This is a genomic window from Pseudomonas sp. F007, assembly GCF_057814275.1.
This window is the reverse complement of the sequence record NZ_JBVATA010000003.1, coordinates 384,933-408,924: the sequence shown is the minus strand read 5'-3', so window position 1 is coordinate 408,924 and position 23,992 is coordinate 384,933. Positions and strand designations below refer to the sequence as shown.

Below are 23,992 nucleotides of genomic sequence, written 5' to 3'. Positions count from 1 at the left end.
CCGTGGCGAGGGCCCCTCGCCATTCTCAAGCCCTGTCGATCAAGCGTCCCAACCCATCCAGCAAGCGCTGCAGCGCGCCCTGATTGGCGCGCATCACCCGCAACCCCGCCTCGGCCATTTGCTGCGCATCACGGGGCAACTCGAACAGGCGCTGCACGGCCACTGCCAGGCCGTGGGCGTCGTCGACTTCCTGCAGGGCATTGGCGCTGCGCATCAACGCAGCGATTTCGAGAAAGTTGAACAGGTGCGGACCGCTGAGTACCGGCTTGCCCAGGGCGGCCGGTTCCAGCAGGTTGTGCCCGCCATTGGGCACCAGGCTGCCGCCGACAAACGCACTGTCTGCCAGGGCATAGAGGAACAGCAATTCGCCCATGGTGTCGCCGAGCAACACCGAAGTGCCGGCGCTGACGGGATCACCGCTGGAGCGACGCACAGTGGCGAAGCCTTGTTGCTGGCAGAGAGCGAACACTGAATTGAAGCGCTCGGGATGGCGCGGCACCAGGATCAGCAGCGCGTCTGGGTGGCTGGCAAGCAGTTGGCGATGGGCTGCCAGCACCACCTCGTCCTCGCCTTCATGGGTACTGGCGGCAATCCACACCGGACGCTGCTGCGCCTGCCATTGTTCACGCAGGGCCGTGGCGCGGATCAGCAGCTGCGGATCGATGTTCAGGTCGAACTTGATCGAGCCCGTCACCTCGACCGTTTCCGGGCGGGCACCCAGGGCGCGAAAACGCTCGGCTTCGGCTGCGGTCTGCACGGCGAACAGGCTCATTTCGGCGAGCATTGGCTGGGTCAGTTTGCGAAAGCGCCCGTAGCCTCTGGCCGAGCGCTCGGACAGTCGAGCATTGGCCAGCGCCACCGGGATCCCGCGCTTGGCGCACTGGTGAATGTGGTTGGGCCACAGTTCGGTTTCCATGATCACCGCCAGTTTGGGCCGGGCCCGGTCGAGAAACCTTGCTGCTGCGCAAGGCAAGTCGTAGGGCAGGTAGCAATGCTGGATCCGCGATTCGTTGGCGAACAGCGCGTGGATCCGCTCGGAGCCGGTCGGGGTCATGCAGGTGACGGTGATCGGCAGCTGTGGATAACGCACCAGCAGCGCTCGAATCATCGGCGCTGCGGCGATGCTCTCGCCCACCGACACCGCATGCACCCAGATCCCGCCAGGCTGCAAGGTCGGCAAGCCGATGGAGAATCTCTCGCCAATTCGCTTGGCATAGGCCGGCGCCTTGCGCGAACGCAGCCATAGCCGAATCGCTACCAGCGGCAGCCCCAGGTAAAACAGTGCGGTGTACAGGGTTCTATTCATGGAGGCGGAGTCTATCGGCTTTTTCAGCCGATCGCCCGCAACTGCACGGCAAACCGCTCGGCCAACCAGCGAGCCGCCGGCCCCAGGGTTTCATCGCGGCGCCAGACCAGCTCCACCACCAGTGCCGGTGGCGTCCATTCGCTGACCAGTTCGACAATCTGCCCGTGATAGGCCGGATATTGCACCACGTGTCGCGGCAGCCAGCCCCAACCCAGGCCGCGCATCAGCCATTCGGCCAGGACGTAGAAACTGTCGGCACGCCAGACCTGTGGACTGGCCTGCTCGCTGCCCGGATACACGCTGGAATGAGTGGCCATCAGCAACTGTCGGTGTTGGGCCATCTGCTGGCAGTTGACCTGGCCCGTCAGCGCCAACGGATGCCCGACCCCACACACCGTGACCATCTCGATACTGCCCAGCACCCGTCGCTCAAGCGCCTCGGGGATCTGCTCGTGATAGAACAGCAGGCCGAGGTCGGCCTGGCGCTGCACCAGCTTGCGCGCGACATCGCCCTGCGCGGCACTGGCCAGCTGCACCTCCAGGCTGGGGAATTGCTCGGCCAGCGCTTCCAGGCTCTCGATCACCGGCTGATAAGGCATCGCCTCGTCCTGGGCCAGGCGGATACGGGCTTCCTGCCCGCGCATCAACGCCTGCGCCCTACCGTTGAGCCGCTCGCACTGGCGCAGCACCTCCCGCGCTTCCTCCAGCAATGCACTGCCGGCTTCGGTCAGCCTTGGCTGGCGACCGCTGCTACGCTCGAACAGGCAGACGCCCAGGTCTTCCTCCAGCAGCGCAATCGCCGTGCTGATCGCCGATTGCGCCTTGCGCTGGTCGCGCGCGACGGCGGAAAACGAGCGCTGCTCGGCGACGCTGACGAACAGCTGCATCTGTTCGAGATTCCATTGGATGCTCATGGCCCAACCTATCTTGGTTTCAGATAGGTAATGACTTTACCGCATCTGTTGAATCCCTAAAATACCCACCTATGTAGGAGCTAGCTTGCTAGCGAAAAACGTTAACGATGACGCGAATATCCTGAATGAGCGCGGCGTTCTTGAGTTTTTCGCGAGCAAGCTCGCTCCTACAGAAAGGGGGAGCCCGCCACTATTTCATACGAGGATTGATCAATGAGCGCTTACTACTACCTGGCCATCGCCATCTGTGCCGAAGTGATCGCCACCGTCTCGATGAAAGCCGTCAAGGGCTTCAGCACGCCCCTGCCCCTGCTGTTGGTGATCTGCGGCTACGGCATTGCCTTCTGGATGCTGACCCTGGTGGTGCGCAGCGTGCCGGTGGGGGTCGCCTATGCGGTGTGGGCTGGCATGGGGATTGTCATGGTCAGCGTTGCGGCGCTGTTCATCTACGGCCAGAAACTCGACGTGCCGGCGATGCTCGGCATGGCGCTGATTGTGCTTGGCGTGGTGGTGATTCAGCTGTTTTCGAAAACCGCGGGGCATTGATCTAGAGCAAGACAGCAATGCGCTCGGCGCTTGCACTGCACATTGAGTCTGTATACTGCGGCCCTAGTCTTGAACACTGAGGTCGCCCCCATGCCCACCGATATTTCCACCGACGTCCTGATTGTCGGCGCCGGAGTTGCCGGGCTCTGGCTCAATGCACGCCTGCGCCGCCTGGGTTTTTCCACGGTACTGGTGGAAAGTGCCAGCCTCGGTGGCGGGCAGAGCGTGAAATCCCAGGGGATCATCCACGGTGGCGCCAAATACGCGCTGCACGGCGCGCTGACAGGCGCTTCCGAGGCGATCGCCGACATGCCGCGCCGCTGGGGTGAAGCCCTGAACGGCAATGGCGAATTGGACCTGTCCGGCGTACGCCTGCTCTCCGACGCCCACTACCTGTGGTCGCCGGGCACCCTGGCTGGCAACCTCACCAGCTTCTTCGCCAGCAAGGCCGTGCGCGGACGCGTCGACCAGGTCAAGGGCGAGCGACTGCCCGCCGCGTTGCAAGACAAACGCTTCAAGGGCAAGGTCTATCGCCTGGCCGAACTGGTGGTCGACATTCCGAGCCTGATCGCGCGCCTGGCCCAACTGGCCGGCGACGGTCTGCTGGCCGCCCAACAGATCCACCCCCTGCAGGAAAACGGTGAACTGGTGGGCCTGCGGGTCGATGGGCGGGAAATCCGCGCACAGCGCATCGTCCTCAGCGCCGGTGCTGGCACTGCCGAATTGCTCACAGCACTGGGCCTGAGCCAGCCGGCGATGCAATTGCGCCCGCTGCACATGGTCCTGGTCAAGGGGCCGAGTCTCAAGCCGCTGTACGCCCACTGCCTGGGCGGCGGGCCGAAACCACGGATTACCGTAACTACGCATCCGGCGGCCGACGGGCAATGGGTCTGGTACGTCGGCGGCGACATTGCCGAGGCTGAAGGTGTGGCCCGCGAGCCTGCCGAGCAGATTGCCACCGCGCAGAAAGAACTGGCACACCTGCTGCCATGGATCGACCTGAGCCAGGCACAGTGGGCCACCTTGCGGGTGGACCGCGCAGAACCCCAGCAATCAGGCCTGATTCGCCCCGACAACGCGTTCCTCGCCGAGCAGGACCGCCTGCTGGTGGGCTGGCCGACCAAGCTGGCGCTGGCCCCTGATTTCGCCGACCGGGTGATCGCCGCACTGCAACGCGACGGCATCCAGCCCGGCACTTCGACTGCCTTGCCGGAGCTGCCGAAACCGCCGCTGGCCGTACCGGCCTGGGAGCAACTGCTGCCATGAGCCAGGCGACCCTGCACGATCTGCATCGCCCGCTGGGCAGCACCGGCCTGCGGGTTTCGCCCCTGGGCCTGGGCACGGTCAAGCTCGGCCGCGACCAGGGGGTCAAGTACCCCAATGGCTTCCAGATTCCCGACGATGATGAAGCGCGCATGCTGCTCAAGTTGACCCGCGACCTGGGCATCAACCTGATCGACACTGCACCGGCCTATGGTCGCAGCGAGGAACGTCTCGGGCCACTGCTGCGCGGCCAGCGCCAGGACTGGGTGATTGTCAGCAAGGTCGGCGAGGAATTCGCCGATGGCCTGTCGCGTCACGATTTCACTGCGGCGCACACGCGGTTCTCCATCGAGCGCAGCCTGCAACGTCTGGAAACGGATTTTATCGACCTGGTGCTGGTGCACTCGGATGGCAATGACCTGGCGATTCTCGATGACAGCGAGGTCTACCAGACTCTCGCCGCGCTCAAGGCCGAAGGCAAGATTCGCGGTTTCGGTTTTTCCGGAAAAACCGTCGAAGGCGGCCTCAAGGCCCTCGAGCAAGGCGACTGCGCCATGGTCACTTACAATCTCAACGAACAGGCCGAGCGCCCTGTGATCGACTACGCTGCTGCCCACGGCAAGGCGATCCTGGTGAAAAAGGCCCTGGCCAGCGGTCACGTGTGCCTGAGTCCGGGAGTCGATCCGGTGCGCGCCAGTTTCGAATTGTTGTTCGCCCAACCCGGGGTCGCCAGTGCTATTGTCGGCACCATCAATCCGCTGCACCTCGCCCACAATGTGGCGACCGTTGCTCAAGTCCTAGCCAGTCGTTGAACCGCCGTCGAGGCGGCCGACCCCGACGCAAGAAGGAGCCGACATGCCGCGAACGCTGATCCGCAAGAACCCGAGCAACTTCAAGACCCTGCCCCTCTACGTCGAAGCGACTCCCGAAGGCCTGAGCTATCAGAGCGTCGGGATGCCGCTGAACTTCGCACAGACCCTGCAGCGCCGGCGGCCGGTGAACGTGGCCGATGCCGAGCGTTTTGCCCTGGAACTGGCCAACCTCGGTGTCTCGGTGCGGCTGACCCTGCGCTGGCAGAATCGCGACTACTGGGTGCTGGTGCGCCAACGCCGCCAGGATCGCGGCGATGTGGTGCTCAAGCTGATTTCCGGCTACGTTCCGGCCCACGAACTGAACCTGCCGCTGCACACCGCCATCCAGGAGATCGCCGAGGAATGCCTGCTGGAAACCCCGGAGGGCTGGCTCGGCGGGCGGTTCAATGACACCTGGCTGCCGGCGCCGTACGCCACGGCGCTGCATTATCGCGAGGCCATGCCGTTTCGCCTGAGTCCGGAGTCCGGCGCCGCGCGCCCGGTGCGCTGCGCCAACCTGCAACTGATCGAGCGTCCACGGGCCTACGTGCATCTGCCCACGGCGTCATTGCAGCTGATTTACGATCTGCGCCTGGACGTGCCCAAGGAAGCCAAGTCCCTGAGCCTGTTTCACGTCGATGAGCGCCTGGAGGGTGATCAACTGGTCGCCCGCCTCGACCGCAAGCGCCCCGACCTGTACCTGATGCCGCTCAAGGACGGGCAACCACTGCCCGAGCTCTACACCCTGAAGAAAGACCAGCTAATCCCGGCGAGCACACGCGGCCTGTACCTGGCAGAAAGCTTTGCCCGGCAGGACGGTTGGTTGGTCAGGGAAGAGCGGATTCGCTGGAAGGACTGGCTCAAGCAACAAGGGCTGGTCGCCCCGGCCAAGGATTCGAAACTGCGCCAGTTGACCGGCAAGGCCCGGCAGATGCTGCGCAAGATCGTGGCGAAAAAAGCCAGTCGCTGAACCCACTCAACCGCACTGCCGGCACGCGCCCGCAGTACGGTTGAGAAGGTTATTACTCGGTCTTGCGGATCTTCTCGACGATCGCGGTGGTCGAGCTGTTTTCCACCAGCCCCAGCACCTTCACGGTGCCGCCATAGGCCTTGACGATGTCGGCACCCACGACCTGATCGATCCCGTAGTCGCCACCCTTGACCAGCACGTCCGGCTTGACCTGGGACAGCAGGTTTTCCGGCGTCCCTTCCGGGAAACTGATCACCCAATCCACCGCGCCCAGACCCGCCAGCACGGCCATGCGCCGATCGACGCTGTTGATCGGCCGGCCCGGCCCTTTCAGGCGACTGACCGAGGCGTCATCGTTGATCGCGACGATCAAGCGATCGCCCTGGGCGCGCGCCTGCTCCAGGTAGGTCACGTGACCGGCGTGGAGGATGTCGAAGCAGCCGTTGGTGAACACGATCGACTCGTTGTGCGCACGCGCATCCTCGACCGCTTGCAGTAATTGTTCGATGCCCAGCACGCCGCGTTCGGAGCCCTCTTCGCGCTGGATCGCACGACGCAGTTCCGGGGCGCTGATGGAGGCAGTACCCAACTTGCCGACCACAATGCTCGCCGCCAGGTTGGCCAGGGCCACCGCGTGCGGCAGTTCCTCGCCGGCCGCGATCGCGGCCGCCAGGGTGGAAATCACCGTGTCACCGGCACCGGTCACGTCGAACACTTCACGGGCCCGTGCCGGCAAGTGCAGGGGCGGATGCTCCGGGCGCAACAGGGTCATGCCGTGTTCGCCACGGGTCACCAGCAATGCGCCGAGTTCGAGGTCGTGCATCAGCTTCGCGCCCTTGCTCACCAGGTCGTGCTCATCGACACAACCGCCGACGATGGCTTCGAACTCGCTGAGGTTCGGGGTGATCAGGCTGGCACCACGGTAAATCGAGAAATCCTTGCCCTTGGGGTCCGCCAGTACCGGAATACCCTTGGCACGGGCAGCCTCGATCAGCGCCTGGTGGTTCTTCAGTGCGCCCTTGCCGTAATCGGACAGCACCAGCACCTTGATGCCTTCGAGCAGGCTGTCGACTTCAGCAGCGAGGGCCTGGGCGTCTGTGGCGAAGGGTTGTTCGAAATCGATACGCAGCAATTGCTGGTGCCGACTCATGACCCGCAGCTTGACGATGGTCGGCTGGTGCGCAATGCGCTGGAACAAAGCGCGGACGCCGGCGCCCTTGAGACTGTTGGCCAGGCTGTCGGCGGCCTCGTCATCACCGGTCACGCCAACCAGCGAGGCAGGCGCACCGAGCGCGGCAATGTTCAGGGCAACGTTGGCGGCACCGCCCGGGCGGTCTTCGATTTGATCGACCTTGACCACCGGCACGGGTGCCTCAGGAGAAATCCGTGAGGTACCACCATGCCAGTAACGGTCGAGCATGACATCGCCGACCACCAAGACAGGGGCCTGATCGAAACGCGGCATGGACAACTTCATGGTGCAACCCACATACAAAATGAACAGGGGCGCGATATTAACACAGGGTGAACGCCGGCTCGTTCGCCGGCTTCATCCGCGGTAATACACGCTGTTGATTTGGTTAATTCTTGAGCAAAACTGCCTGATGAGAGGCGTTTTGAGGCGAGCGTCGCAGACTGGTAAATCATCCGCCGGGCGCGTTGCGTGCCCGGCGAACAAGCGGTCTGCGAGCGGATCAGGCGATGCCCGCCGAGGTCGGTTCATCCAGGCCCATGGCGTGCAGACGGGAGTAGTAGCCACCCTGTGCCAGCAACTGAGCGTGGGTGCCGCGCTCGACAATCTCACCGTGGTCCATGACCAGGATCAGGTCGGCTTTTTCGATGGTCGACAGGCGGTGGGCGATCACCAGGGTGGTGCGGCCCTTCATGACCTTATCCAGTGCCGCCTGGATATGACGCTCGGACTCGGTGTCGAGAGCCGAGGTCGCTTCGTCGAGAATCAGCAGCGGGGCGTTTTTCAACAAGGCGCGGGCGATTGCCAGACGCTGGCGTTGGCCACCAGAGAGCAACACGCCGTTTTCCCCGACCTCGGTGTCCAGGCCTTGCGGCAACTGGGAAATGAAGTCCATCGCGTAGGCATCTTCAGCGGCCTTCTCGATGTCCTCGCGCGGCGCGCCGGCCAGGTCGCCGTAGGCGATGTTGTTGGCAACGGTGTCGTTGAACAGGGTTACGTGCTGAGTCACCTGGGACACATGCTTGCGCAGGTTGCGCAGGCGATAGTCCTCGATCTCGATTTCATCGAGCAGGATCTTGCCGCTTTCGTGATGGTAGAAGCGCGGGATCAGGCTGGCGAGCGTCGACTTGCCGCTACCGGAACGCCCCACCAGCGCAATCATCTGCCCAGGCGTCGCGGTGAAGCTGATGTTTTTCAACACCTCGCGATCGGTGCCCGGATAGGTAAAGCTCAGGTTGTGCACATCCAGGCGACCGCTGATGCGCTCGCGCTCGACGGTGCCATTGTCGACTTCCGGCTCGACATCCAACTGCTCGAAAATGCTCTCGGCACCGGCCACACCCTTCTGGATGGTCGAGCTGACTTCCGACAACTGACGAATCGGCTTGGGCAGCAGGCCAGCCGCGGTGATGTAGGCCACCAGGTCACCGGCGGTGGCATCGCCGCGCAGGAACAGTACCAGGAACATCAAGGTGGCCATGGCGGTGTAAATCACCAACTGCAGTGCCGGCGTGTAGATGGCACTGGTGCGGGTCATGCGCAGTTGCTTGTCGGTATTGCTCTGGCTGGCGCGGGCAAACCGTTGCTGCTCGTAGGTCTCACCACCGAAGCTGCGCACCACGCGATAACCCTGGATGGTTTCGGAGGCGACGTGGGTTACATCGCCCATCGCCACCTGGATGCGCTTGCTCTGCTTGCGGAATTTCTTGCTGGTGTTGCCGACCATGAACGAGATCAGCGGCAGGATCGCCAGCATCACCAGGGTCAGCTTCCAGTTCATCCACAGCAGGTAGGCAAACAGGAAGACCACGGTCAGGCCTTCGCGAATCACCACCTTGATTGCATCGGTGGCGGCGCCGGTGACCATGGTCACGTTGAAGGTGATACGCGAAATCAGGTGCCCGGAGTTGTGGGTATCGAAATAGCGATTGGGCAGTACCAGCAGCTTGTTGAACAACTCGACCCGCAAGTCGTGCACCAGGCCCAGCGATACCTTGGCCAGGTAGTAGTTACTGAGAAACGAGCCCAGCCCCTGCCACGCCGCGATCAGGATGATCAGCAGGGGCACGGCCACCAGCAGTTGCAGATCCCGCAGGAACGGCACGTGGGGGAACAGCACGGCTTCCGGGTTGCTCAAACCGTCGACGAAATACTTGAGGATCCCCGCCAGCATGGGCTGGGTGGAGGCAAATATGACGAAACCCAGGATACTCAACAGGAAAATGCCTACGTAGGGTTTGACGTACCCCAGCAGTCGAAAATAGATTTTCAGGCTTGAATCCTGCTCCGCATTGGGCGGTGTTGCACTCATCGTCGAGCTCACTTCTTAGGTAGAACGCGGAATTTTATCACAGGCTTGGTATTTGGCCTGCGTCCATACCAAAACGCTGGCCAGGCCTACGGGAAACCAACTGATGAACCATTCGGCACGCGGGGTTCCACTGATACTTGCCGCGTCGAACTGCATGGCCAGGAACGAAAACATCCAGATCCCGATAATGCCACGGCCGTACAAGGTATCACGGGCACGCCAGGCTTCGCGCAGCACGGCGAACCAGAGCACGCACCACAGCAGCAGGCCGGGCAAGCCGAGTTCGATGGCGATATGGGTGAACAGGTTGTGCGCATGATCGAACTGCAGGCCGGCGGCAAATACCGAATAACCCGAGCCCATGCCCAGGCCTGTCCATGGACGCTGGGCAATCATGTCCAGGCTGGCCATTAATATTTCCGGACGGTAGGACGTACCCCGCGCCAATACCAAAGGTTCCAGCACCCAGAACGCCAGCATCGCCAACAGCAAAGCACCTGCGGCAATCAGCCGACTGTGGCGGTCGCGACACCAGATAGGCATGGCCAGGAAGCTCAGCAACAGCGCCAGTGCAGCGCCACGACTTTGCGAGAGCAGGACAAAACCGCTGAGAAGCGCCACTGCCAGGAGCCAGAGTGCCTGCTTGGCGCGGCCTTGTGGAATCCAGTGGACCATCCACACCGCCGCCAGCCCCAGCACATAGCCACCCAGGATCGGATGCGCCAGTTGCCCGAGGCCAACCAGGCGTGCCATCCAATGGTTGCCGTCGACGCCATAGAACTTGATGGCCGCTAGCAGCGCAGTCAAGGCCAACCCGAGCCCACCCCACTGCATGACGCGAATCACTCGCTCAGGTTGGCCATTGGCGAATATCGGGAAAAACAACAGGAAGACGATGATGTACAGGGAGCGCTTGGCGCCGCGTGAAGGATCGGGGTCCTGGGTCCAGAGCAGGGTGATCATGGCCCAGCAGCCCAGCCCGAGTACCGCCAGGCACACCAGCCGCTGGCCCTGCCAAAGCTCCCTCAGGCGGGCGCGCGCCGACCAGGCGAGGAACAGTGTCGGCAACCAGAGAAACGCGACCAGCCCTTGCTGGTAGATCTTGTTGGTCGGTGCAAATGCAATGGCGAGCAAAAACCATAGGAGGCCCGTGGCCATCCAAACCTGCGCCCAGCGCGTTTCCTGCATCTAACCGCTCCCACTGAAAAATCCAACTGCCAACACGGCATGGTTAAACCACCAACTTTTCGGCATCATTGTTTGCACATACGCCCCTTTTTTCGACAAGGCTTCCTACATGCAATGCTTCCGGCTACCCAATGCCACGTTAAATCAAATGGTTGAAGGCGCCAGAGTACTAGAAGCCGACAGCTTCGGCCCGAAAGTGTACATGCTACCGGACGGCAACATCCTCAAGCTGTTTCGCCGCAAGCGCCTGTTGTCGTCGGCACTCTTGCGGCCGTATTCGAAACGCTTCATCGATAACGCAGTGCAACTGGAAAAGCGCGGTATCCCGACCCTTCAAGCACTCAAGTTCCATCGCCTGGAAACCCCCGGGATGACAGCCGTGCTGTACCGCCCCCTGCCCGGTGAAACCCTGCGCCAGATCGCCAACAAGGATGGCTTCGACTGGCAACAGGCGCTGCCCGGTTTGAGTCAGTTCATTCGCGAACTGCACAGCGCCGGGGTCTATTTCCGTTCGCTGCACCTGGGCAACATCGTGGTCACGCCCGACAACCGCTACGGCCTGATTGACGTTGCCGACATGCGCTTCACGCGCGGGCCGCTGCCGCCTCATCTAGTCAAGCGCAACCTGCAACACTTCGCGCGATATATTGAGCGCGAGAAGCTGAACGACAGCTTTCCAATGCAGACGTTGGCGCAATCCTTACTGCCGGCCTGACAGCAGCGTGCGCGACGCCTGGCTGAACTCCAGCCAGGCGCTCTCCGGGGAAAGTACCGCACTCTGGGCATTCGCGACCTGCTCGGGAACGACGTTGAACGCCTCGACAAGCGCCGTGCTCCAGGCGCTGACATCCTGCAGGGCGACGTAGCGACCTGCGTCAGCCAGCTGCTCGCGAAACACCGCAAGCTCACTGCTCACTACTGGAACCCCTGCCAATACAGCTTCCTGCAGGATCAGGCCGAGACCTTCCTCCAGCGACGGGATCGCCACCCAATCGAATGCCCGATAGAGCGTGGCGACGTCATCCAGGTGCCCGGGGAGCGTCACCGCTTCGCCCAGACCCAGTTGATCAATGCGCGACTGCAGCGCTTCTCGCGCTCGCCCCTCGCCGACGATCACCAGGCGCAATTGCGGTTGCTGCTGGCGGGCGCGGGCAAACGCTTCGATCAGGCAGGCAAAGCCTTTGTTATCGACCAGGCGCCCCACCGCACCGACAACCGGCGCGTCCTCGGGCAACTGCAAACGGCTGCGCGCCTGCTGGCGCGACAACAGCTTCGAACGGAAATCGACGGGATCGAGGGCGCCACGAACGGCGACGACCGGGATCTGCAGATCACGGGCCAATGAATCGGCCAGGGTTTGCGAAACGGCGGCCAGGGTCAGCCGGGAAGGATCAAACGCTCCGAGCAAAGCGACATCTGCCGGGCGGATGCGGGTTTCACCGTGGAACATCACCACGGCACGCAGGTTCGGCAGTTTTCCGAGAACGGGCAATAGCGCCCTCGCGGCGCCCAGGCCATCGAGCAACACCACCTGCACGTCACTGTCCTTGAGCGCCTGGTAGAAACGCGCCTGCATGCGCGGCACCAGCAGTTTCCACAGGTGCTTGGCCTTGAGCTGGCTGGAGGACAGGCGCCACTCGCGGGTCTCGCCGAACGCCGCGGCACAGCCTTGCGCATCGCCGCACAATAGCCAGGTATTGATGGCGGTGGACGGGGCCACCTGGTCAAGCAACTGCCGGTGAACCTTGTGGATGGAGGCAAAGGCAGAGCCACCGGACCACATGACATTGAGGATACTCATTGAGCAAGACGCCCTTTTCCACATCGGCTTTTGACACTGCTGAGCCTCAACAGTGACGGGTCCTTGCCAGTTATAGTTGCCAATACGTTCAAATGCCGTGAACGCCGATTCAAACGCCGAGTTTCAAGCGCAGTCGCTCGACCAGGCTCAGGTCTGCACGCGGACGCAACGGCGGCGCGAGCACTTCGACGATACGCTGGCCGACACGGGCAAAACTGAACTGGTTCACCACCAGATCGCGACCATTGCGCGCGATACTGGTCGCCAACTCGGGATCGGCACGCAACTGCGCGAGTTTTTCCTGCAGGTGCGCAATGTCGCGATAGAACACGATGTTGTGCATGTCCTGCAGCCCCAGCGCGCGACTCTCTGCCTCGCCCTGGTCGAAGGCCAGCAACACACAGCCGCAGGCCATGGCTTCGAAGTTCTTGATCATGAATTCGCCCATGCCGACGTCGGCACTGACGAAAAAACGGATGCGGTTGAGGGTGTCGCGGTACTCGTCACCGGACTTGGTGCGGGTCACCACCAGTGGCTCGACACTCGCTAGTTCATCGAGCAACGCCTTGCGCCCACTGTAGGCGACGCTGTTGGTGCTGCCGACGAAGGCCAGTTCGATATCACGTTCGCGTCCCTGATCGTGCAACAGCGCCTGGTCGTAGCCCTTGGGCACGAACACCGCGTCGAAGCCTTCTTCGCGCAGGCGCTCGGCGACCACGAAGCCCGAGCTGATCACCCGCGCCCATGGCAGCCGGCGATAGTGCGCGCTGAACTTGCCGGTGTACTTGCACGGGATGTAGTTCTGGTAGGCGTCGTGCTCGAGGATCACCAGGTTGGGGATGGTGCGGATGAAACTTGCCTGGCGAATTTCCTGCTTGAAGCGCAGGAAAAAGATGATCCGGTCGTAGCGCGAGACGTCGACTTCGCGACGGAAATAGCCACGCAGGTTGCGCTGCTCATCACTGCTGAGCCAGCGCAGGTCGCACTCGCAATGCGCGGCCACGCCTTCATACAGGCGGTCGAGGATCGCCCGCTGTTCTTTCTGCACCAGAAATAAAACCTTCATCGTGTTCCTTGCGAGGCCCGGCAGCCCCAAAAAAGTGCAGAGATTAACCCAGAGTATCGGTCGAGATATTTCACGAAATACATACTTACAAACGCCAGAACAGCTCATGCCGGCGTACGGCCTTGCGGAAGAATTCGTTCTCCCCATACAGCGAACCGCGCCGCCCCGCCAGCCAGCGTTGCAAGCACCGACGCAGGCGGCGCTTGAACGGCGCAGGGGGCTGCAGGTCATGCATCATGCCCAAGGCCATGGCCTTGTCGATCTGCTGCTGCGGCGACAATGCCAGACAGAACGGCTGCAGCACTTGCGCCGGATCAAAGACTGGCGGCAAGGCAATGCCGGCCCCGGAGTCGCCCATGGGCCAGCGATCGTTGTCGTGCAAGTGATTAGCGTAGCCGAGCAACGTCGTAGGCTGCCATTCGAGGCCGTTCAGCGCCTCCAGCACCGCTTGCTGGGCGCAGATGTGATCGGGGTGCGGATCAAGCGAAGGGTGCGGCAGGACGATCACCTGCGGGCGCGCCTTGAGCAGCACCTCACGCAGGTCGGCCAGCAGGTTGCTCCAGGTCGGCTGGCCATCCTGATCGCCCGGCAAGGCGAACGGATTGAGCTGACGGAACCCGCGAATGTCATCCAGCCCGGCTTCGCGCGAAGGCATGGGCTGATTCGGTGCGGCTTGCATGGCGGGCAATTGCAGGCAGAAGTAGCCCAACTGCACGCAGTGTGCCGCCGGCACGCCCGCCCAGCGCGGCACGGCAATACTGTCCCAGGCGCGCAAACGCCCCTTGAGTCGCGAGGCCTCGACTGTGCTCAAGCCCATCTGCTGATAGTGCTCGGCTTCGATTTCACCGGCGGTCAGGGTAACAATCCAGGTCTCGTCGGCCTGGCTGTACAGCCCGTACGCGGCCAACTCGGCATCGTCGGCGTGCGGCGCGATCACCATCACCCGCTGGCGTCGGTAGTCCGGCTGCTCGACCGACCACAGCAGCGGCTCGCCATGTACCTGGCAATGGCGTCCGCGCACGCGCAACTGGCCCGCCGACAGCGCCTGCGCCTGGCCGCTGAGATTCAGATAGCGCAAACCATTGACGCCACGCTCGAAGACTTGTCGATCCGGATTGTCACCGCCCAACAACTCTACCGCCGGGTCGAGAAAGCGCCCCAACCAGCTGCTTTTCACCCGCAACGCGAGGATCAGCGTGGTGTCGTCGGCGAGGATCACACCGTCGGCGAGCAGCAGGCGCTCACCGTCCAAGCGAATCTTCGGTTGCGGCGTGTAAGGCGGGAAGCTGTACTGGTAATCGTCGCGCGGGGAGTAAAACAGGTGGTCGGCGAACCAGGCTTCGTGGGCTACCCAGGCCAGGACCGCCAGGACCAGCGGCAACCACCACGCCACCAGTACACCGACGGCAACTAAAAGCACGAGGGCGATCAGCAGGCCGATCCGTTTATTGCGGCGATGCCGCTTGAGCAATTGCTGCTTGCGACTCATGGGCGCACTCATACGGTGAAGACCGGCACGGGATTGCACCAACGGTCCTTGTACTCACGATCGGCGCGGCCAAACGAGAAGCGCAGCGGCTTGTCGAGCGCCCGCGCCTGCTCCCAGGCACTTTGCGTATTGAGGAAACTCAGCACGCTGCCCGGACTGAACTCGCGGGTTTCAGGATCGACGCCGCCGTTGATGTATTCAACGCTGACCCATTGCGGCGCCTCGACCCGGTACACCAACTGGATCGCAATCGGCGCATCGTTGAGGAAGATCACCGAGCCGATCAACAGTTCGCCCAGCAGCTCCAGCACTTCGCTCATGCGCGCCGCGCCAGTGGCCGCAAATCCCCAGCGACGCTGAAACAGATCGCAGTAGATCGCCGCCAGTTCCTGGCTGCTGAAGTCGCTGACCGGACGTACGACGCCACCCGCCTCTTCCAGCAACCGCAGTTCACGGCGCTGGTTGTAGCGAAACTTCTTCGACAACTCTTCCGGGGTGCGCGCCATAGCCAATTGCTCGGCTTGCAGCTTGAGGCCGGCAAAGCGCCCTTCGTTGAGGGCCGAGAGGTAACGTGCGCGGTGGCGCAACGGGGCCTGGGCATCGGCGGCCGCGGGCAGGATCAGTTCGGCGTTGCCGAGATCGAACAGGCCTTTCTTGCCGTGACGCTTGAGCACGTCCTTGGACAAGGCCAGGTCGCGGCCCCATGTGGGAATCGCCGCTTGCAGCTCGCCGGCCTGTTCCCAGGCCAGGTAGCGTACCGGGATGCCGGCCAGATGGGCCAGGCGTTCGACCACCAGCGGATGAGTCGCCACGCTGCCGCCCCATCGCTGCCAGGCATCGGCATAGGTCGACGCGTCGACAACGGACCAGCCGCGTTCGCGCCAGCCTTGGAATCGGTTGAGCATCAAGCCCTCGTCGTCAGATCAATGACCGCCGGCAAACGCCAGAATGCATCGCGTACCGCGCGATCGGAAAAGTGCTTGTGCAAGCGTTCAAGCATCAGCTCGGCGCACACCTGGCGCTGATGCTGATCCATGGCCGCCAGGTGCTGCAGGCCCTGGGCCAGATGCTCGGCATCACCCAGCGGAAAGAGAATGCCCACGCCTTCGACCACTTCCTTCGCGCCGCCACAGGCCGTAGCCAGCAAGGGCACGCCCGCCGCCATGGCTTCGAGTAGCACCATGCCGAAAGGTTCATGATCGGAACTCAGGGCAAATACATCGAAGGCGCGGAAATAGCGACGGGCCTCGGGGACCTGGCCGAGGAACAGCACACGGTCACCAATACCCAGCTCCCGGGCCAGCTCCTTGAGATCCTGTTCCAGGCGACCGGTGCCGAGGATCGCCAACTGACTGTCGGCCGGCAAGCGCGGCAAGGCCTGGGCGAAACCCCGAAGCAGGGTTGCCTGGTCCTTGTCCGGGTGCAGGCGACCCACGTTACCCACCACCCAGGCATCCGGCGACAGACCCAAGGCGTCCCGCGCCTCGGCAAAGGACACTTGAGTGGCTTGCAGCGCCTCGACGTCGATGCGGTTGTAGAGGGTTTGAATGCGCGCCGCCGGCCACTTCGGCAGGCAGCGGCGCATGTCGTCACGCACCGCATCGGAGACCCCGAGCAGGCTCAGGCGCTTGCGGAAAATCTGCGCAAACAGTTTGCGCGAGCGCCGCTGGTAGTCGCCAAAGGCGTGGTGCACGCCAATCACCGGCAACTTCGTACCAAGCAAGGCGATGTAGATCGGCTTGAAGCGGTGGGCGATGCAGAAACTGAACTGGCGCGATTGGGCGATCTTGCGCAGATCGGCAATCGCCCCCAGCTTCAGGCCACGAATGGCCTTGGAGCTGTATTCCATGAACAGTACTTCGTCAGACGCACAACCGGCGGCGACGTCGGCATCGGCGACCCCGGTGAGAAACACCGTGGTCACGCGATAGCCGGAGCCTGCGAACAGGCTGGCGTACTGTCGGGCGCAGTCCAGGAACGGCCCGTCATAGCCGTGGCAGAACTGCAGCACATGACGCTCAGCCGAGCGAGTCATAAGCGTCTGCGCCGTCTTTGACCACCAGAATGTCTTCCATGATCAAGTACTGTAGATCGGAACCGAAGAACATGTTCAGCGCGTCCGTCGGCGAGCAGATCATCGGTTCGCCACGGCGGTTCAGCGAGGTGTTCAGCGACACGCCGTTACCGGTGAGCACTTCCAGGGCTTTCATCATGTCGTAGTAGCGCGGGTTGTATTCGCGCTTGAGCACCTGGGCCCGCGACGTACCGTCTTCGTGGACCACTTCCGGCACACGGGTCTTCCACTCTTCCGCCACTTCGAAGGTGAAGGTCATGAACGGCGCCGGGTGATCGATCTTGATCATCTGTGGCGCAACGGTGTCGAGCATCGACGGGCAGAAAGGCCTCCAGCGCTCGCGGAACTTGATCTGGTGGTTGATCCGGTCAGCCACGCCGGCCACGCTCGGGCAACCGATGATCGAACGACCGCCCAGTGCACGCGGACCGAACTCCATGCGGCCCTGGAACCAGGCCACCGGGTTGCCATCGACCATGATTTTGGCAATCTGCTCCGGCATGTTGTCGAGCTTGCGCCACGTCGGCTTGTTCTCGTGACGGGCGCAGGCGGCGATCACGTCTTCGTTGCTGTACGACGGGCCGAGGTAGACGTGTTCCATCTTCTCGACCGGCACGCCACGGGCGTTGGACACATAGGCAGCGGCGCCAACAGCAGTACCGGCGTCGCCGGAGGCCGGCTGGACGAACAGTTCCTTGACGTCATCGCGGGCGATGATTTTCTGATTCAGCTTGACGTTCAACGCACAGCCACCGGCATACGCCAGCTTGCCGGTTTCCTTGAGCACGTCGCCCAGGTAGTGGTCGATCATCTGCAGCGCAATCTTTTCGAACAGCGCTTGAATGCTGGCGGCGTAATGGATGTAAGGCTCGTCGGCGATATCGCCTTCACGCTTTGGACCCAGCCACTCGATCAGCTTCGGCGAGAAGTAGTAACCCTTGCCCTTCTCTTTGTAGCGGCGCAGGCCGATGACGTTGGCGTAATCGGTGTTGATCACCAGTTCGCCATTCTCGAAGGAAGCCAGGCGCGAGAAATCGTATTTGCTGGCATCGCCATATGGCGCCATGCCCATGACCTTGAACTCACCGTCGAGCATGTCGAAACCGAGGAACTCGGTGATCGCGCCGTACAAGCCGCCGAGGGAGTCCGGATCGAAGAATTCCTTGATCTTGTGGATCTTGCCGTTTTCGCCGTAGCCGAAGAAGGTCGTGGCGTACTCGCCCTTGCCGTCGATACCGAGGATCGCGGTTTTCTCTTTGAAACCGGAGCAGTGGTAGGCGCTGGAAGCGTGGGCCAGATGGTGCTCGACCGGCTCGATCTTGATCTTCTTCGGATCAAAACCCAGTTGCTCCAGGCACCAGACGATCTTGTTGCGGTAGCGCTTGTAGCGACGGTTGCCCATCAGGATCGCATCGAGGGCGCGGTCCGGGGCATACCAGTAACGCTTGGCGTACTGCCAGCGGGCTTTGCCGAAGATGCTGATCGGAGCGAACGGGATCGCGACCACGTCAACGTCGGACGGCTTGATACCGGCCTGTTCCAGGCAGAACTTCGCCGACTCGTAGGGCATGCGGTTCTTTGCATGTTTATCGCGTACGAAGCGCTCTTCTTCAGCAGCCGCGACCAGCTTGCCGTCGATGTACAGCGCTGCGGAAGGATCATGGCTAAGGGCGCCGGACAGGCCAAGAATCGTCAATGCCACAGGGGTCTAGCCTCTTTAGTCTGCATGCAGGCGCCGGGGCGCCTGGAAATTGTGTGTCTCCGCACCAGGGCGAGAAACAGCTAAAGGGCGAGATTATAGCGTAAAGATGACGAGAATGACCCAGCGGTTGTTTGGCGCAGCCCTACAACCGCGGCAAGCGTTGGTCGATTACCCGATACAGCGCCGAATCCTCGGCCCAGTTGCGCATGAATCGCGCCCGGTCCCGTGCATAGGCGGGTGCAAAGCTGCCTTGGGTACGGTGCTGGCACATCGAATCGAGGTCGATCAGCGACCAGCGATCCTGATCCCAGAACAGGTTGTGGCCCTTGAAGTCGCCATGACTGATGCGCTCGGCGATCAGCTCGGCGAACAGCCGGTCCAGCGCCTGCAGCTCGGCTTGCGGCGCATCGCCCCGCTCAACGTAAGGTGCGAAGCGCTCGATGATGTCCGGCCCCGGCAGGTATTCGGTAATCAGATAGGCGCGGCTGCGCAGCCAGAAAAAACGCTTTTCCAGCAATGCCAGCGGCTTGGGCGTGGCGATGCCGAGGAAGGCCAGGCGATTGCCTTCGCGCCACGAATGCCAGGCACGGCTCGGGCGCCAGAAGCGCTTGAGCCAATGGGCGAAGCCCTTGATGTTGTAGCGCTTGACCACCAGGGTGCGCCCCGCCACCTCGACCTTGCCGACGCTGGCCGCGCCACCGGTCTTGTACAGATGGCCCTGGTCCAGCAGCGCATCGGCCTGTTCCAGCACCGGCAGCATGGCCGCCTGCTCTTCACGGCGAATCGCCCGCAGGACAAAGGCGGTGCGCTGCACGCTGAACAGCGAGCACTCGCGACCGACCTTGATCAGGAAGTCTTTCAGGCGCCAGCTGCGCACCTTGTCCACCTGCTTTTGCAAGGCTTCCAGCGGCAGCGCATGCTCAGCGTTGCTCAGCAGGTAATACACCAGCAGCTCTTCGGTGAACGGTTCCAGCGACTTGGGCAACTGGGCAAAAAATACCCCGAGGTTTTCCAGGACCTTATCGCGCGACAGCGGCTGACCGGCAGTTTCGGCATGAATCCCGGCGCCGTCGATCAAATACAGTTTGCCGCCATGACGCAGCAGGTTGTCCAGGTGCAGGTCGGACTGCCACAGGCCCTTGCTGTGCATCTGCGCGACGGCGGCCAGCGCTTCGGCCAGCACTGCGCTCTGCTCATCCGCCAGCACCGGCAGGGTCTCGACCTGCTTCCAGGCATCGCCCAGGCTTTCAGCGCCCTCCAGCAACTCGAACAGCAACCAGCCGCCCTCGCCCTCTTTCAGGCCGTCGGCAAGCAGCAAAGGCGTGGTCAGTCCTTGGGTTGCGAGCAGGCGCACGCCGTCCAGCTCACGCTGAAAGTGTCGCGCCGCCTTGCTGCCGACCAACAACTTGGCCAGCACCGGCCGCCCGCGCCACACGCCCGCGCCGACGTACCGCTGGCCGGGAAGCACCCGCAGCAGGCTGAGCAGTTGCAACTGGGCAGGACCCGCCGCATCGGCCAATTCCAGGCTCAACGGCAGAGTCGGCGTGCGCCCGGCGTTTTTCAGTTCAGACAAACGCATCAACGCGCTCCCTTGTGGCTGCGCCGGGCCGACAGCCGCCCAAGCCAGGCATCCACCAGCGAACTGTCGGCCGGCTGATCCAGATAGGCCGCCAGCAAGGTGCGCACGTTATCGGTGCTCCACACGGGCGCACGGCGCAGCAACGGCTCGAGGTCCTTGACCCGGTCACGCTGGCCGAACAGCAAGGGCCGGGTTTTTTCCAGGTCGATCAGTTGCGCCCGATAGCGCTCGCCGTCGGCCTGCAGAAAGATGTGTTTGGGATAAAAGCAGCCGTGGACCTGACGCACCCCGTGCAATTGGCGGGCAAGCGAACCACAAGCCTGGAGGATTGCCGTTTGCTGCGCTGCGCTGAGCTGCGGCCATTGTTGCAGCAGCGCATCGAGGTCGCTCCAGCCATCCAGAGCCCGCGTCAGCAGGATCGCCCGGACTTCGCCGGCCACTTTGCGCTCACCAAAAAACACCGCTTCCAGCGCCGGGATACCCAACTGCCGGTAACGGCTGATATTACGGAACTCACGGGCGAAGCTCGGCTCACCGAATGGCCGATGCAGCGTCCGGGTCAGGTAGTTGCTCTGGCGCTTGAGGTAGTAGCCCTGGCCGTCGAGGTCGAGACGGTAGACGCTGCTCCAGCCGCCACCGGCGGTGTTGGGCTCGTCGACAGCCTCAAGCTGGCGCTCCCACAGGGCGTCGAAGTTGTTGAGGCCATGGCGCTCGAACAGTTCGCGGTCCTGCGCGGCGAGAAAATCAGTCATCAGAGCGCATCCCCATAGCGCTGTTTGCGCTCGTACAGTTTGTTCGCCTTACCTTCCAGCCAGGCCAGCAACGACGCTTCCTCGCGCAGGATCTGGCGCAGCGGCTGCATGAAGTAGCCCTTGAGAAAGCGCAGTTTGTCGCGCCGGGTCAGACCGATGTCCAGGGCCGAAAAGTACAGCGCAGCCAGATCCTTGTTGCGCCAGCGCTGGGTGATCGCCGGGCGGGTCTGGGCGCGGTGCAGGTCGATGACCGACAACTTGAAATCGTCCGCCGTCACCGGTTTGTCGGTGTGCAGCAGGAAGTGGCAGATGTAGCAGTCACGGTGGTTGACTCCGGCGCGGTGCATCATGCCGGTCATGCGCGCCACCTCATCGATCAGCGCGCGCTTGAGCCGTGGCTCCGGCGGCTGCGTGCGCCAGTTGATGCTGAAATCTTCGAGGCTGACGGTGGGCGCCAGTTCCTCGGTGACGATGAACGAATGCTGGTCCGCCGGATTGCGCCCTTTCTCGCCATAGGCCACCGCCGTCATGGTCGGCACACCGGCTTGCTGCAAGCGCTGGATCGCCCGCCATTCCTGACCTGCGCCAAGTACAGGGAGTTTCGCTGTGAGCAGGTTCTTGAAGATTTCGCCCCAGCCAATACCTCGGTGAATTTTCACGAAGAAGCCGTTGCCGGCCACTTCGGTGCGCAAGGTGCGGCGCGCTTCCAGCTCGCGGTAAACCTCGCCCTGCAGGCCTTCGACTTCGTGGAACGCATCGCGTCCGGCCCACAGGCTCTTGAAGGGTTCGGCCAGAATCAGCTTCATCAGTGGTGCTCCGCCAGAATTACATCCGCCGCGTGCTGCGGCATGCTGTAAAGGTCGGCCGTGTCGGCGAAGGCCAGGCCATTACGGCTCCAGGCCGCACGTGCGGCGTCATCGCTCAACATGGTCGTCAGGTATTGCGTGAGTTGCGCCTGGTCGAACGGTTCGTCCAGCACCAGGCCGCTGTCGGCCTCGGCGATGTAGTGCGCGTAGCCGCACACCGCACTCACCAGCACCGGCAGCCCGGCCACCAGCGCTTCAAGCAGCACGGTACCGGTGTTTTCGTTGTACGCCGGGTGGATCAACAGGTCGGCGCCCAGCAGGAAACGCGGGATATCACTGCGGCCCTTGAGGAACTGCACGTTGTCGCCCAGGCCCAATGCGGCACTCTGCAATTGGAATACTTTGGGGTCGTCCTGGCCAATTACAAATAGCCGGGTGCGCTTGCGCAACTCGGCGGGCAGCGCGGCCAGGGCCTTGAGGCTGCGATCGACGCCCTTGGTCTTGAACCCGGAGCCGATCTGCACCAGCAGCAACTCATCGTCAGCCAGGGCAAATTCACGGCGGAAATCCGCGCGAATCTCGGCTGCATTCGGCGGCGCCCGGCGATCCTGGGCAATGCCCGGCGGCAACAGGTGGAAGCGTTCCAGGGGCGTGTCGTAATGCTTGATGAACAGCGGCTGCTGAACTTCGGAGATCATCAGCACTTCGGTTTTCGCGTCCTTGGCGAACACTGCACGCTCGTACTCGGCGAAGTGCCGGTAGCGGCCCCAGCGCCGGTACAGCGAGTTGCGCAAATTCTGCGCCTTGTCTTCGAAACAACCGTCGGCGGCGTAATACACATCCAGGCCGGGCATTTTGTTGAAGCCGATCAGTCGATCCACCGGGCGCTTGGCCAGGTCGGCGGCCATCCAGGCGCTGAGTTTTTCGTTGCGCCGATGGTTGAAGATCGCCTTGACCGGCGCCACCAGTACTTCGAAACCGGGCGGGATGTCGCCTTCCCAAATCAGCGTATAAACGCGGATCTGGTGCCCACGCTGCTGACATTCGAGGGCAATGCGCATGAAATCGCGCTGCAGGCCGCCAAACGGGAAATATTTGTACAGCACAAAAGCCAATTGCATCAACGCAGCTCCTCAGCCATTAACAACGTGCTCAGTCGGCTCGCGACACGCTCGGGGTTCAGGCGAGTGAAGCACAACGGCCACTCGCGCTTGAGATCGAACCGACGCTGATCTTCAGCCGTCGGTTGGTAAGTACATTTCTTCTGCAGGCACGGCGCACAGGGGAAGTCGCTCCCCAGGTGCACCTGGCCGCGGCCATAGGCACCGGTCAGGCCGGGATTGGTCGGGCCGAACAAGGAAATCGTCGGCACGTCCAGCGCCGCCGCCAGGTGACCGAGACCGGTATCCACCGCGACACAGGCCTGGGCGCTGGCCAGGACCTTGGCCACGCCGGCCAGGTTCAGCTTCGGCAGCACTTCGGCGTTGCGCAGGCCTTGGGCGATCCGCTCGGCGCGGGCCTTCTCCGCCGGGTTGCCCCACGGCAATTTGACGGCCATGCCAAGACGCCCCATGCGCTCGGCCAGTTCACGCCAATAGGCTTCGGGCCAGTGCTTGGTGTCCCAGGTGGTGCCATGCAGGAACAACACGTAGGGATTTTTGCGCGGCAGTTCGACCAGACGCTCGACGTTCAGTCCGTAATCGCCCAGCCCCTGCGGCAGGTCATAACCCAACGCCACGGCAAACAGCTGGCGCAAGCGTTCCACAGCATGTTGGCCGCGGGCCACAGCCAGGCGCCGCGTGTAAAAGTGCGCGGCCAGCGGCTCACGTGCCGAGTTTTTGTCCAGCCCGGCCACCGGCGCACGCACGTAGCGCGTCAGCCAGGCACTCTTGAGCAGGCCCTGGGCGTCGATCACCAGGTCGTAGCGGCTGGCGCGTACGCTTTGCTTGAAGCGCTTGAACTCGCCGCTCTTGATGGTCTGCCAGATATTCTTGCGCCAGCGGCGGATCGCCACCGGAATAACTTTGCCCACCGCCGGATGCCAGGTCGGGATTTCCGCAAAGCCTTCTTCCACCACCCAGTCGAACTGGATGCCCGGGATCGCCCGCGCCGCGTCAGTCAGCGCCGGCAACGCATGAATCACGTCGCCCAGCGAAGAGGTCTTGATCAGCAGTACCCGCAA

The 23,992-nt window shown here is 62.8% G+C and carries 21 protein-coding genes; 5 read left to right on the top strand and 16 right to left on the bottom strand.

Annotated elements, in window-relative coordinates; all coding sequences use genetic code 11:
- Positions 1 to 25: 25 nt before the first annotated feature.
- Together waaA and ACZYR5_RS09280 are read right to left on the bottom strand one after the other, a co-directional pair.
- Positions 26 to 1,306, bottom strand: coding sequence for a lipid IV(A) 3-deoxy-D-manno-octulosonic acid transferase (gene waaA, locus ACZYR5_RS09285; RefSeq protein ID WP_489089349.1), 1,281 nt, complete (start codon positions 1,304 to 1,306; stop codon positions 26 to 28).
- Between the two features lie 23 nt (positions 1,307 to 1,329).
- A complete protein-coding gene (locus tag ACZYR5_RS09280) occupies positions 1,330 to 2,220 on the bottom strand; it encodes a LysR family transcriptional regulator (protein WP_027617499.1) in 891 nt (296 codons plus the stop codon).
- A gap of 213 nt (positions 2,221 to 2,433) precedes the next feature.
- Here ACZYR5_RS09280 and ACZYR5_RS09275 point away from each other — a divergent pair, with 213 nt between their 5' ends.
- The 4 genes from ACZYR5_RS09275 to ACZYR5_RS09260 all read left to right on the top strand — a co-directional run bounded on the left by ACZYR5_RS09275 (position 2,434) and on the right by ACZYR5_RS09260 (position 5,850).
- Positions 2,434 to 2,766 carry a DMT family transporter gene (locus ACZYR5_RS09275; RefSeq protein ID WP_027617498.1) on the top strand — a complete coding sequence of 111 codons (333 nt, stop codon included), beginning with the start codon at positions 2,434 to 2,436 and terminating at the stop codon, positions 2,764 to 2,766.
- Positions 2,767 to 2,856: 90 nt separating this feature from the next.
- Entirely contained in the window at positions 2,857 to 4,032 is a 1,176-nt protein-coding gene (locus ACZYR5_RS09270) for an NAD(P)/FAD-dependent oxidoreductase (protein ID WP_489089348.1), read from the top strand.
- Positions 4,029 to 4,841: an aldo/keto reductase gene (locus tag ACZYR5_RS09265; RefSeq protein ID WP_489089347.1), complete on the top strand. Its 813-nt coding sequence runs from the start codon at positions 4,029 to 4,031 to the stop codon at positions 4,839 to 4,841. The genes ACZYR5_RS09270 and ACZYR5_RS09265 overlap by 4 nt, the downstream gene beginning before the upstream one ends.
- 43 nt (positions 4,842 to 4,884) lie before the next feature.
- Positions 4,885 to 5,850, top strand: a complete 966-nt coding sequence (locus tag ACZYR5_RS09260) for a metal ABC transporter ATPase (RefSeq protein WP_489089346.1) — start codon at positions 4,885 to 4,887, stop codon at positions 5,848 to 5,850.
- A gap of 52 nt (positions 5,851 to 5,902) precedes the next feature.
- Here the strand turns inward: ACZYR5_RS09260 and hldE are convergent, their stop codons facing one another.
- From hldE to ACZYR5_RS09245, 3 genes are all read right to left on the bottom strand, one after another.
- A complete protein-coding gene (hldE, locus tag ACZYR5_RS09255; RefSeq protein WP_489089345.1) occupies positions 5,903 to 7,327 on the bottom strand; it encodes a bifunctional D-glycero-beta-D-manno-heptose-7-phosphate kinase/D-glycero-beta-D-manno-heptose 1-phosphate adenylyltransferase HldE in 1,425 nt (474 codons plus the stop codon).
- A gap of 217 nt (positions 7,328 to 7,544) precedes the next feature.
- Complete coding sequence (msbA, locus tag ACZYR5_RS09250; RefSeq protein WP_489089344.1) at positions 7,545 to 9,353, bottom strand: lipid A export permease/ATP-binding protein MsbA; 1,809 nt, start codon at positions 9,351 to 9,353, stop codon at positions 7,545 to 7,547.
- A 15-nt stretch (positions 9,354 to 9,368) separates the two neighbouring features.
- Complete coding sequence (locus ACZYR5_RS09245; protein ID WP_489089343.1) at positions 9,369 to 10,541, bottom strand: O-antigen ligase family protein; 1,173 nt, start codon at positions 10,539 to 10,541, stop codon at positions 9,369 to 9,371.
- A 148-nt stretch (positions 10,542 to 10,689) separates the two neighbouring features.
- On the opposite strand from ACZYR5_RS09245, the gene ACZYR5_RS09240 reads away from it, so the two are divergent.
- The gene (locus tag ACZYR5_RS09240) at positions 10,690 to 11,256 is read left to right on the top strand and encodes a BUD32 family EKC/KEOPS complex subunit (protein WP_489089342.1); all 567 of its coding nucleotides are present in this window, start codon (positions 10,690 to 10,692) and stop codon (positions 11,254 to 11,256) included.
- On the opposite strand, the gene ACZYR5_RS09235 is transcribed toward ACZYR5_RS09240, so the two are convergent.
- The 11 genes from ACZYR5_RS09235 to waaC all read right to left on the bottom strand — a co-directional run bounded on the left by ACZYR5_RS09235 (position 11,242) and on the right by waaC (position 23,992).
- A complete protein-coding gene (locus tag ACZYR5_RS09235; protein ID WP_489089341.1) occupies positions 11,242 to 12,342 on the bottom strand; it encodes a glycosyltransferase in 1,101 nt (366 codons plus the stop codon). The genes ACZYR5_RS09240 and ACZYR5_RS09235 overlap by 15 nt on opposite strands.
- 109 nt (positions 12,343 to 12,451) lie before the next feature.
- Positions 12,452 to 13,408: a glycosyltransferase family protein gene (locus tag ACZYR5_RS09230; protein WP_489089340.1), complete on the bottom strand. Its 957-nt coding sequence runs from the start codon at positions 13,406 to 13,408 to the stop codon at positions 12,452 to 12,454.
- A gap of 85 nt (positions 13,409 to 13,493) precedes the next feature.
- The gene (locus ACZYR5_RS09225) at positions 13,494 to 14,897 is read right to left on the bottom strand and encodes a PIG-L deacetylase family protein (RefSeq protein ID WP_489089339.1); all 1,404 of its coding nucleotides are present in this window, start codon (positions 14,895 to 14,897) and stop codon (positions 13,494 to 13,496) included.
- Positions 14,898 to 14,905: 8 nt separating this feature from the next.
- Positions 14,906 to 15,802 carry an antimicrobial resistance protein Mig-14 gene (locus tag ACZYR5_RS09220; protein WP_489089338.1) on the bottom strand — a complete coding sequence of 299 codons (897 nt, stop codon included), beginning with the start codon at positions 15,800 to 15,802 and terminating at the stop codon, positions 14,906 to 14,908.
- Positions 15,802 to 16,932 carry a glycosyltransferase gene (locus tag ACZYR5_RS09215; protein ID WP_489089337.1) on the bottom strand — a complete coding sequence of 377 codons (1,131 nt, stop codon included), beginning with the start codon at positions 16,930 to 16,932 and terminating at the stop codon, positions 15,802 to 15,804. Before ACZYR5_RS09215 ends, ACZYR5_RS09220 begins: the two co-directional genes overlap by 1 nt.
- A complete protein-coding gene (locus ACZYR5_RS09210; RefSeq protein WP_027617485.1) occupies positions 16,916 to 18,673 on the bottom strand; it encodes a carbamoyltransferase family protein in 1,758 nt (585 codons plus the stop codon). The genes ACZYR5_RS09215 and ACZYR5_RS09210 overlap by 17 nt, the downstream gene beginning before the upstream one ends.
- A 142-nt stretch (positions 18,674 to 18,815) precedes the next feature.
- Positions 18,816 to 20,252 (bottom strand): lipopolysaccharide kinase InaA family protein, encoded by a 1,437-nt coding sequence (locus ACZYR5_RS09205; RefSeq protein ID WP_489089336.1) that lies wholly within the window; start codon positions 20,250 to 20,252, stop codon positions 18,816 to 18,818.
- Positions 20,252 to 21,004, bottom strand: a complete 753-nt coding sequence (locus tag ACZYR5_RS09200; RefSeq protein ID WP_489089335.1) for a lipopolysaccharide kinase InaA family protein — start codon at positions 21,002 to 21,004, stop codon at positions 20,252 to 20,254. The genes ACZYR5_RS09205 and ACZYR5_RS09200 overlap by 1 nt, the downstream gene beginning before the upstream one ends.
- On the bottom strand, positions 21,004 to 21,810 hold the full coding sequence (gene rfaP, locus ACZYR5_RS09195) for a lipopolysaccharide core heptose(I) kinase RfaP (RefSeq protein WP_489089334.1): 807 nt from the start codon (positions 21,808 to 21,810) through the stop codon (positions 21,004 to 21,006). Before rfaP ends, ACZYR5_RS09200 begins: the two co-directional genes overlap by 1 nt.
- Positions 21,810 to 22,931: a glycosyltransferase family 4 protein gene (locus tag ACZYR5_RS09190; RefSeq protein ID WP_489089333.1), complete on the bottom strand. Its 1,122-nt coding sequence runs from the start codon at positions 22,929 to 22,931 to the stop codon at positions 21,810 to 21,812. Before ACZYR5_RS09190 ends, rfaP begins: the two co-directional genes overlap by 1 nt.
- Positions 22,931 to 23,992, bottom strand: coding sequence for a lipopolysaccharide heptosyltransferase I (gene waaC / locus ACZYR5_RS09185; protein WP_489089332.1), 1,062 nt, complete (start codon positions 23,990 to 23,992; stop codon positions 22,931 to 22,933). The genes ACZYR5_RS09190 and waaC overlap by 1 nt, the downstream gene beginning before the upstream one ends.